Here is a 10,104-nt window from a genome sequence, read left to right as displayed (position 1 = left end):
GGGGGAGAAGCGAGACTCTAGACACAAGACACAAGACTCAAGACTCAAGATACAAGACACAAGAAATAAGACTTAGGTCGTCATACTTTTCTGATTCCGGACGCAGAAAGCGTCCAATACCGTAGGTTATTTGCCCCGGGTTGCCACCCGGGTATGGTTATTAAATATCTTCACGACCCTCCCAACTCCGAAAGGAGTTGAATTAGAAAGTCGGATTTCGGAGGACCGAACATTGAAAAATGATTCTGTGATCCCCTCAGCTATCGGGATTTAGTGAGGGGCAGGGATGCAGGGCAAGTATCAATTCAGGTTTCTTTTCATCTATTTTGTTTCCTTTTGTTCCTTTTCCCGATAATTGGGACAGGTTGTGGTTCAAAAATATACTACTTGTGTGGGTGCAATTTGTCAAGTGGAGCTGGAAGCTCGATAATCAGGGTCCGAAGTTCGGATACTTCGGACAACCGAGCCGTATTCACAGACTTGTCCGAATACAGAAGCTGATTCTGGATTCCGTTGCCTGTTGTTCCTTTTGTCCCTTTTGCGGTTCCAATATATTTGGACTTGTTTCGGAAATATTCATCGAGTGGAGCGGGAAGCTCCATATTCAGGGTTCAAAGTTCGGGAAATCGGACAACCGGGCCGTGAAAATAGACTTTTCATACAGTCCCGCCTTGAAGTAACCCAAGATAGGCTTTTGGACACTTGGATTACTCCATCTAATTCCCTGCTTCGTTTCCTTTTTTTAGAATAATGTTGCAGTTTTGTGCAAACGATTTTCAACATGGCCAAACTGCTCCGATCTTTAAGTTTCATCGACGAAAAATCCGTTCAACCACCAAAGGATTTCATTTACACAGGTACTGAATTAATTCCAAAACCTGATGATTTTCACAAGGAAGTTGATGAATCCATCGATTGTTCAGGGCTCATGGCTTCCAGAGGCTGGGTGGATCTGCGATGTTTTACGGCAGAGCCAGGAGAAGAACATAAAGAGTCCCTGGAAAGCCTTGATAGTTTATTGAAAACCAGTGGATTCACTAAGACGGTGCTAATGCCGAATACGCATCCAGTCATTCAAACAAAGAATGAAATCCAGTTTCTGAAATCCAAAACAACCCATTGGATCACAGATCTGATCATCAATGCTGCAGCTACCAAAGATTGTAAAGGAGAAGATTTTACCGATATTTTGGACTTGCACCATCAAGATGTAAGAATTTTCGGAGATGGGCTGAACCCCCTTTCCAATCCTGACCGGCTGATGAAAGTTTTGCAGTACCTTCAAAAGTTTGATGGGGTTTTATTTGATCATGCTTATGAACCACTATTAGCTCTATTTGGTCAGATGCATGAGGGAGAAGTTTCTACACGTATAGGAATGAAGGGAATCCCAAATATTGCAGAAGATATTGCCGTTCAAAAAAATCTGGAGATCCTTAGGTATACCGGAGGCAGGCTACATTTTCAAACCTTAAGTACAGCCTCAGCTGTAGAAAGAATAAGAATCGCCAAGCGTGAAGGTCTTCAGGTATCTGCAGATGTGTCTCTTTACCAACTCCTATTTACTGACGAAGATCTTACCGATTTTGACTCCAATTTCAAGGTTTTACCGCCTTTTCGAGGACAAAAGGAAAGAGCTGCTTTGATCGAAGGTCTTAAGGATGGTACGATTGATGCCATTGTTTCCAATCATCAGCCGCAAGACTTTGATGCAAAGCATATGGAGTTTGATTTGGCCCAGTCTGGTATGATTGGTTTACAAACTTTTCTTCCCGGCCTGATCAGCTTGTCGGATGAAATGGGTTGGCCCTTATTGATTGAAAAAATTACGACAGGTCCTTTAAAAGTTCTTGGGCAAGTGGAGAAAGCTGTTGCCCAAATCACAATATTTGATCCAAATGAAACTTGGACTTATGATAAAAAATCAAACTTATCCATATCAGCCAACCATCCCTGGATTGGGTCAACATTAAAAGGTAAGGTCAAATACCTTATCAATAAGAAACAGTTTGTTAAAATTTGATCCATGAAACAATACTTTGGGTATTTCTATAAAATAGGTTTATTGGCAGCAGCATTTTCTGTATTTGCCTTTTACATTGCCACATTATTTACGCCAGACCCAACATTGTTCAGCAAGGTGTTCAGTTTTGCGATTACCCCCTTATTTGTGGGCGCTGGTATTTATTTTTATCGCTTTAAGTTGAATAATAATAAGTTAAGCTTTGCAGAAGGGATGACTATTGGTTTCTTGATTTATTTCATCAATGCATTTGTGACATTTTTAGGGATTTACTTTGGGTTGATGTTTTCACCCCATACTTTCGAAAACATCAAGGCCAATATGATGCAGATTTTGGCAGATAAAAAGGAAGAAATCATCGGCACACTTGGTCAGACATCCTTTGATAAGACATATGAGCAAATGATGGCATTGTCTGTTTACGATATTGCCATTACAGATCTGATATTTAAAATTGCTTTCGGACTGTTTTTTACAATCATTATTTCGGTAATTTTAAGAAAAAACTATTAACCACAACTATGGAAGAAACACCAAGTACAATGGATCCGGCCAAAAAATGGGGAGTCATTTACGGCTTAGCTGGTTTAATTTTAAGTTTGACTATTGCCATGTTTGATCTGGCCACCAAAGGTATAGCTGTCCAGGGCTTTGTTTTTTTAATTACCATTGGTTTGGCCTCAGCCATGTATTTTATGGCAGGGAAAGAGTTTAAGAACAGTAATAATGGTTATATTACCCTTGGACAGGGTTTTGGGATTGCTTTTGTTGTGGGTTTGATCGGTGGCGCCATTCGTGCTGTAGGATTCTACCTCTATATCAAGTTCATTGACTCCGGTTATATGGAAAGGATTTTGGAAGCACAGACTGAAATGCAGGAAAGGTTTGGAGGAAGTCCGATAGATCCAGATGAATTACCGGATTTTGTGAAGTTTTTTCAATCTCCGGAATTCTTGGGTATTTCAACGTTCATTAATGTGATGATAGGAGCCTTGATCTTGGGATTGATTGTAGCAGCTATTATCCAAAAAAAGGAGGATTACTCTTACTGATAAATGATCCAAGTCTCCTTAGTTATCCCGGTATTTGATGAACAGGAATCCCTTCCTGAACTGCATAATTGGATAAGTCGTGTCATGGATGAATACGGCTTATCCTATGAAATTATTTTTGTCAATGATGGTAGTAAGGACAGATCCTGGGAAGTAATACAAAAGCTTTCTTCTATAAATCCAGTAGTAAAAGCCATAAGTTTTACCAGAAATTACGGTAAATCCGCTGCTTTGGATATGGGCTTCAGCAAAGCAAAAGGGGAGGTGGTGATTACCATGGATGCAGACCTTCAGGACAGCCCTGACGAAATTCCTGAACTGTACCGCATGGTCATTGAGGATGGGTTTGATGTGGTTTCAGGTTGGAAAAAGAAAAGACATGACCCCATCAGTAAGACCATCCCTTCAAAATTCTTCAATTGGGTGACAAGGGTAATATCAGGGATCAAATTGCATGACTTTAATTGTGGACTGAAGGCCTACAAGAATAAAGTGGTAAAAAATATCCATATCTATGGAGAGATGCACCGCTATATCCCCTTAATTGCCAAGTGGAATGGTTTTACCGAAATTGGGGAAAAGGTAGTTGAGCACAGATCCAGAAAATATGGGGTCACTAAGTTTGGCTGGGAGCGATTTATCAATGGCTTTTTGGACCTGATATCCGTCTCTTTTGTCAACCGATACAAACGCCAACCCATGCACTTTTTTGGCACATTGGGCACAATTTCTTTCTTGGCCGGCTTTATCATTACTTTTTGGTTGATATTTGAAAAAATAAGAGGCATCTCCAAGGGTTTAGAAGTCAGGAATATTACCGATCAACCGCTTTTCTTTTTGGCTTTAGTGGCATTGATCGTAGGAGCACAGTTGTTTTTGACGGGATTTTTAGCCGAAATCATGGCTTCCAATAACATAAAAAAGGGGGATTATAACGTGGATGAGGAATTGAATTTCAACAACTGATGTATTTTTCCATCATCATACCTGCCTACAACCGTCCCGAAGAAATCCGCTCCCTATTGGAAAGTCTTGTATTGCAAACGTACAAAGATTTTGAGGTGCTCATCGTGGAAGATGGATCCACTTTTACCTGCGAAGATTACCTGCCGGTTTTTCAAGAACAGCTTGATATCAAGTATTATTATATCGAGAATGTTGGGCAGGGTTTTGCGAGAAATTATGGAATGCAAAGAGCAAAGGGGGATTACTTTGTTCTGTTTGATTCTGATTGCATCATACCATCCGCGTATTTGGAAGTGTTGAAAAATGCCATAGATAGTCGAAAGTTGGATGCGCATGGAGGGCCTGATGCAGCAGCTTCTGATTTTTCTTCTTTCCAAAAAGCCGTCAATTATAGCATGACCTCCATATTGACCACAGGCGGAATAAGGGGAAAGATGAAAAATCCTTCCAAATACCAAGCGAGGGGCTATAATATGGGGCTTTCCAGAGCGGTTTTTGAAGCCACTCAAGGCTTTATAGATGCCAATAGGGCGGAAGACATAGAACTCTCATTACGCATTAAAAAAGCTGGTTTTAGACTGGAATTGGTAGAGGAGGCCTTTGTGTACCATAAGCGGAGAAATTCTTGGGAAAGTTTTTTGGCTCAGAGTTATTCCTTTGGGCAGAACAGGGTACATGTGAGTAAGTTTCACCCTGAGGCCATTAAATGGGTACATGTGATGCCCAGTCTCTTTCTAGGCGGATGGATAGGGATAGTTTTGCTTTTTTTGATGGGGATTTCCCTTTATCTATGGGGCTTAAGTGTCTATACCTTTTGGATGCTCTTGGTTTTTTTGGATGCCAGTAAACAAGAAAAGTCCATTAAAGTGGGCCTATTGGCAATATTTACTTCATTCGGGCAATTAAGTGCTTATGGCCTTGGCCTGATAACAGCCTTCTGGTCCAAAACATTTCAGGAAAAAGATAGATAATTCAGCCTTTCGTACAAAAGAAAATGATCTCATTTTCGGGTAAGGCATGTTTTTCAATCAAAGCCTTATCCAGACTTTTGACAAAATTATTTTCTTTCACTTTTAATCCAGACTGGCTCAATCTTTTGGCATAGTCCTTTCCATACTTTCTGACATGGTCTCGCTGCCCAAAAAGCCGCTCCCTTTCCGCTGGATCTGTGATGGTTTTGTCTTCCAAAGTGGTTTCTAGGTCATATACCGGTGATTGAATGATTCCCCAACCTCCTGGCTTTAGCACCCGGTTGATTTCAGAACAGGCCAAAATATCATCATCCACATGCTCCAGTACATGGTTGCAGAATACCACATCGAAGCTGTTTGCCTCGAATGGAATTTGATGCACATCCATTTTTACAGTAGCCAAAGGGGATTCTATGTCTCCTGTGATATAGTCCAGATTTGGCAAAGCCTTCATCCTGTCAATAAAACAAAGCTCAGGGGCAATGTGCAATACCTTCATCGGTTTAGAAAAAAAATCGGTTTCCTTTTGAAGAAATAGCCACATTAAGCGGTGCCTTTCCAATGCCAGACATTTGGGGCAAAGGGCATTTTCCCTGGCCTTTCTGCCATAGGGTAGGAATTTACGGAAGGAATGGTCACAAACATTACAGTTTACTTGTTTTCCACGGTAAAAGATTGCCAGTATTCTCAGGAAAAAGTGGGAGACTAGTTGCAGGTATTTTCTGGGTATATAGCGTATAACAAAGGAAATAAGGGATTTCATGGATTTAATCCGAATGCGGTGAGCTAAATTATTTGATGTGCAATTTAACAATCCTGTTCCAATTCCCGTCTAAATAGTTATTATTTCAATGGCTTTATTACTTGGTCATTGGAAAGTTAATCAAAAGTCCTTTGTCTAAATTTGTAATGATCTCATTAACCTATTAAATGATGAATAAAAAGACGATATACCTTGTTTCAGGTGCAGTCATTGGTGTTCTCCTGCTTTATTTTGCATTCAGACCGTCTGGAAGCAGTGATGGACGGGATATTTTGGCCGAAGCTAAAAGAGGGAATTTCAAAGTTGAGATTACCACATCCGGAGAGCTACAGGCATTGAACTCGATTCAGGTAATGGGGCCAAGTGAAGCCCGTAGATTTAGGCTAGGTAACTTTACCATTGAAGAAATGGTAGATGAGGGAACAGTGGTTAAGAAGGGAGAGTTCATTGCTGCCCTGGACAAAACAGAACTTTTTGGACGTTTGGAAGACAAGCGTCTAGATCTGGAACAGGCACTGGCACTTTTTGAGCAGACCCAATTGGATACTTCTTTGGTGCTCAGACAGGAAAGAGATAATATCATCAACTTGGAATATGAGGTAGAAGAAAGGAAATTGATTTTAGAACAGTCCCAGTTTGAACCTCCTGCGATCATCAGACAGAATGAAAACAATGTAGAAAAAGCGAAAAGAGATTTACAGCAGGCCTTGGATCGTTATAAAATTAAGTCCATGCAGGAAAGGGCAAGGATGGTCGAGGTATCTGCCAAATTGCGTGATGTACAGTCTGAAGTACAGCAAATGGAGGAAATTCTTGAAAAATTCACCGTTACTGCGCCTCAAAACGGTATGGTTATTTATGTCTGGGGCAGGGGTGGTAAGGTGAAAGAAGGAAGCCAAATAAGTTCCTGGAATCCAGTGGTGGCCAGTTTACCAGATTTGACTATCATGCAGAGTATCACCTATATCAATGAAGTGGATATCCGTAAAGTCAAAGTAGGGCAGCGTGTGGATTTGGGGCTAGATGCTTTTCCCGAAAAGAAGCTTACTGGAGAAGTTACCAAAGTGGCCAATGTAGGGCAGCAGCGACCTAATTCAGATGCCAAGGTATTTGAGGTTACTGTAGTGATCAATGAAAGTGACCCCTTGCTCAGACCTGCCATGACAACAAGTAATACGATTATTGCAGATGAATTGAGTGATGTGGTTTTTGTTCCAATTGAAGCGTTGAACTCTGAAGCAGATTCCATCAATTACGTTTATTTGAAATCCGGTAAAAAGCAGGAAGTCAAAGTTGGCCTTGCCAATTCCAATGATGTGGTCATTGAACTTGGATTGAAAGAAGGTGATATGGTATACTTATCTACCCCGGACTGGTCAGCCAATACAGCCATTAATCTATTGGAAGAATTGAATGGGAAAAGAAATCCAGATTTTGAGGATATTTCTGCCAATACGCAGACTTTCAATATTGGTGCTGTAAGTGAGGAAGACTTATGAAGGTAGAAAACTTTGAGAGGAAGCGATTAAGAGCAAATTTTCACATCGCCTTTGAAGCCGTAGTCGCCAATAAAGTTCGTTCTCTCCTGACAGCCTTAGGGATTATTTTTGGTGTGGCTGCAGTTATTGCGATGCTGGCCATAGGCAACGGTGCCCAACAGGAAATTTTGGAACAGATCAAACTGGTTGGGGTTAATAATATTGTAGTAGAACCTGTCACTGAACAAAGAGATGAAAGGGTAGATGAAGGCTCTGACCTGGAAGAGGAGCGCGCGAGATTTTCTCCCGGATTGAAACTACAGGATGTTGAAGCCATTCAGCAGACCATTCCGGGAATCAAGAATATCAGTCCTGAGATTGAAGTAGAAACTTTTTTGGTGCAGTCTGGGGTTAGGAGATCGGCCAAACTAGTGGGTATTACACCAGCTTATTTTGAAGTGCTGGATTTTCAGTTGTTGGAAGGCAGGATGTTCAGTGAAGAAAATATGCGTAACGGTGAACCGGTCTGTATCATTGGTAAAGCAGTGGCCAATAAATTTTTCCCCAAAGAAAATCCTCTGGGTAAGCGCATCAAAAGTGGCAGTCAATGGTTGGAGATCATCGGGATCATGGAGGAGCGCTATGTCTCGGAACAAAGTATCTCTAAATTGGGGATCAGAGATTTCAATATGGACGTCTACATCCCCATTCAAACCATGTTGGTACGCTTTAAAAACAGAGATTTGGTATTGGCCTCCAACTTGGAGGATAATAACAACCGTAGGTCAGACAATTACCACCAATTGGACAAGATTGTCATCCAGGTGGAAGAAAGTGACGCCTTGAATCCTACAGCTGAAGTAGTCACCAAACTTTTGGAAAGGAGACATAACCGGGTGATAGATTTTGAAGTGACCATTCCGGAGCTATTGCTTAAGCAGCAGCAGCGCACCCAAAATATATTTAACATAGTTTTAGGAGCCATTGCAGGAATTTCACTTTTAGTAGGAGGAATAGGTATCATGAACATTATGTTGGCCTCGGTTTTGGAAAGAATAAAAGAAATAGGCCTAAGGCTTTCGTTAGGTGCAAAAAAATCCGATATTGTAAATCAGTTTCTTTTCGAGGCCGTCATGATTTCCGTTTCTGGCGGATTGATTGGAGTCATTTTGGGAATCATTTTGGCGCAGTTAGTGGCTAGATTCGGGGATTTTCCCACGGTCATTACTTTGCCTTCCATTTTGTTGTCATTTGGTGTAGCGGCAACAGTGGGTTTGATTTTCGGAATTGCTCCTGCAAGAAAAGCAGCAAGCCAAGATCCTATAACCTCATTGAGATATGAATAAAAGTTTTTACTCAGGCCTACTAATTGGATTATTGTTCATTTTACCTGATTTTTCCTATGCACAGGAAAGGGTACAGCTATCTTTAGAAGAAATTGTTGCCAGGGCCAAGTCCCGCTCTCCAGCGGCTTTGCGTGCCGAAACAAGAAGGGAAAACAGGTACTGGAATTATCGTTTTTTCAGATCAAATTATAATCCTCAACTGAGATTGGGAGGTACGGTACCTGGATTTTCACAGGCTGTCAATACAGTTATACAGCCTGATGGAAGTATTGGCTTTCGGGAAGTAAGACAAAATCTGATGGATGTGGAGCTGGGGATGCAACAGGTAATTGGGGCTACAGGAGGGGTGATTTCTGTCAATTCTTCTACCAATAGATTTGATAATTTCCTTGCTCCAGAAGGAATTCCACAGACGCAATGGTCTGGTGTGCCCGTAAATGTTAGGTTGAGCCAACCCATATTCGCTTTTAATCCCTGGAAATGGGACAAGAAGATTGAGCCATTGCTTTATGAGGAAAGTAAGCGGGAATTTGTGGAAGAGATGGAAGAGATTTCCACTAGAGTGACCCAGCTGTTTTTTGATTTTCTGATTGCCCAGGTGAATTTTGAAATTGCCACTAAAAACCTGAACAATACCCAGGAAATTTTAAAAATCGAGCAGGGCAGGTACAATATCGGCACCACTTATGAAGACAAATTGTTGCAGGTAGAACTTCAAGTATTGCAGGCCAGGCAGGATTTGGCACAGGCAAGATTGGACTTGGAAGCCAATTCTTTGAGATTGAAGGCCTTTGTGGGTATCAATGAAACAGCAGAACTCACCCTGATTCCCCCGAAAGAGGTTCCGGAATTTGAAATTAGGGTGGAAGAGGCCATTGAATTTGCTTTCCAAAACAGAGCAGAGGCTTTAGGTTTTGACAGGAGAGTCCTGCAGGCGGAATCTCAGGTGGCAGAAGCCAGGGGGCAGCGCTTCAATATGAATTTCAATGCCAGCTATGGGTTGAACAATGCAGCCCTACAATGGCAGGATATATTTATTGATCCCAACAGACAGACTTTGGTCAATTTAGGGTTTTTTGTTCCGGTGTTGGATTGGGGCAGAAATAAGGCCAGGATGGGTCAGGCACAGGCAAATAAACGCTTGGTGGAATATACGGTGGAGCAGGACATGATCAATTTTGAGCAGGAAATCTTTACCAAGGTGAGGAATTTTGCCATGTTGAAGGACCGCTTGGAAATCACCAAACTTTCTGATGAGGTGGCAGACAAAAGGTATGAAATCTCCCTGCGCAGGTATCAGAATGGCAATGTTACCATCACTGACCTGAACATTGCCCAAGAAGAAAAGGATCGAAACAGAAGAGCCTATATCCAGTCTTTACGGGATTTTTGGACAGCCTATTATGAAATGCGGCAGCTGACTTTGTATGATTTTGAAAGCGGACAATTGTTGTATGTGCCGGATTTGGAGGAGAGATGATAGAAACAAGAAGCAAGAGACAAGT

At 41.5% G+C, this 10,104-nt stretch carries 9 protein-coding genes; 8 read left to right on the top strand and 1 reads right to left on the bottom strand.

Going from position 1 to position 10,104, the window contains the following annotated elements; genetic code table 11:
• Positions 1-781: 781 nt before the first annotated feature.
• The 5 genes from B879_RS19200 to B879_RS19180 are packed head-to-tail and all read left to right on the top strand — an operon-like array spanning position 782 to position 5,012.
• The gene (locus B879_RS19200) at positions 782-2,023 is read left to right on the top strand and encodes a dihydroorotase (RefSeq protein WP_040401275.1); all 1,242 of its coding nucleotides are present in this window, start codon (positions 782-784) and stop codon (positions 2,021-2,023) included.
• Between the two features lie 3 nt (positions 2,024-2,026).
• Positions 2,027-2,536, top strand: coding sequence for a DUF4199 domain-containing protein (locus B879_RS19195; protein ID WP_009186887.1), 510 nt, complete (start codon positions 2,027-2,029; stop codon positions 2,534-2,536).
• Between the two features lie 8 nt (positions 2,537-2,544).
• Positions 2,545-3,075, top strand: a complete 531-nt coding sequence (locus B879_RS19190) for a DUF4199 domain-containing protein (protein WP_009186886.1) — start codon at positions 2,545-2,547, stop codon at positions 3,073-3,075.
• 3 nt (positions 3,076-3,078) lie between these two features.
• On the top strand, positions 3,079-4,041 hold the full coding sequence (locus B879_RS19185; RefSeq protein ID WP_009186885.1) for a glycosyltransferase family 2 protein: 963 nt from the start codon (positions 3,079-3,081) through the stop codon (positions 4,039-4,041).
• The gene (locus B879_RS19180) at positions 4,041-5,012 is read left to right on the top strand and encodes a glycosyltransferase family 2 protein (RefSeq protein WP_009186884.1); all 972 of its coding nucleotides are present in this window, start codon (positions 4,041-4,043) and stop codon (positions 5,010-5,012) included. The genes B879_RS19185 and B879_RS19180 overlap by 1 nt, the downstream gene beginning before the upstream one ends.
• 1 nt (position 5,013) lies before the next feature.
• Here B879_RS19180 and B879_RS19175 read toward each other — a convergent pair whose 3' ends face one another.
• Complete coding sequence (locus tag B879_RS19175) at positions 5,014-5,775, bottom strand: class I SAM-dependent methyltransferase (protein WP_009186883.1); 762 nt, start codon at positions 5,773-5,775, stop codon at positions 5,014-5,016.
• A gap of 170 nt (positions 5,776-5,945) precedes the next feature.
• On the opposite strand from B879_RS19175, the gene B879_RS19170 reads away from it, so the two are divergent.
• From B879_RS19170 to B879_RS19160, 3 genes are read left to right on the top strand one after another with little or no spacing between them, the layout of a single operon-like run.
• The gene (locus B879_RS19170; protein ID WP_009186882.1) at positions 5,946-7,274 is read left to right on the top strand and encodes an efflux RND transporter periplasmic adaptor subunit; all 1,329 of its coding nucleotides are present in this window, start codon (positions 5,946-5,948) and stop codon (positions 7,272-7,274) included.
• Complete coding sequence (locus B879_RS19165) at positions 7,271-8,599, top strand: ABC transporter permease (RefSeq protein WP_009186881.1); 1,329 nt, start codon at positions 7,271-7,273, stop codon at positions 8,597-8,599. Before B879_RS19170 ends, B879_RS19165 begins: the two co-directional genes overlap by 4 nt.
• Positions 8,592-10,079, top strand: coding sequence for a TolC family protein (locus B879_RS19160; protein WP_009186880.1), 1,488 nt, complete (start codon positions 8,592-8,594; stop codon positions 10,077-10,079). Before B879_RS19165 ends, B879_RS19160 begins: the two co-directional genes overlap by 8 nt.
• Positions 10,080-10,104: the final 25 nt, after the last annotated feature.

Origin of the sequence: Cecembia lonarensis LW9, assembly GCF_000298295.1 — a bacterium.
GTDB classification, from domain to species: Bacteria; Bacteroidota; Bacteroidia; order Cytophagales; family Cyclobacteriaceae; genus Cecembia; species Cecembia lonarensis.
Note: the sequence above shows the minus strand (reverse complement) of the source record. Positions and strands in the feature narration are given on the sequence as shown.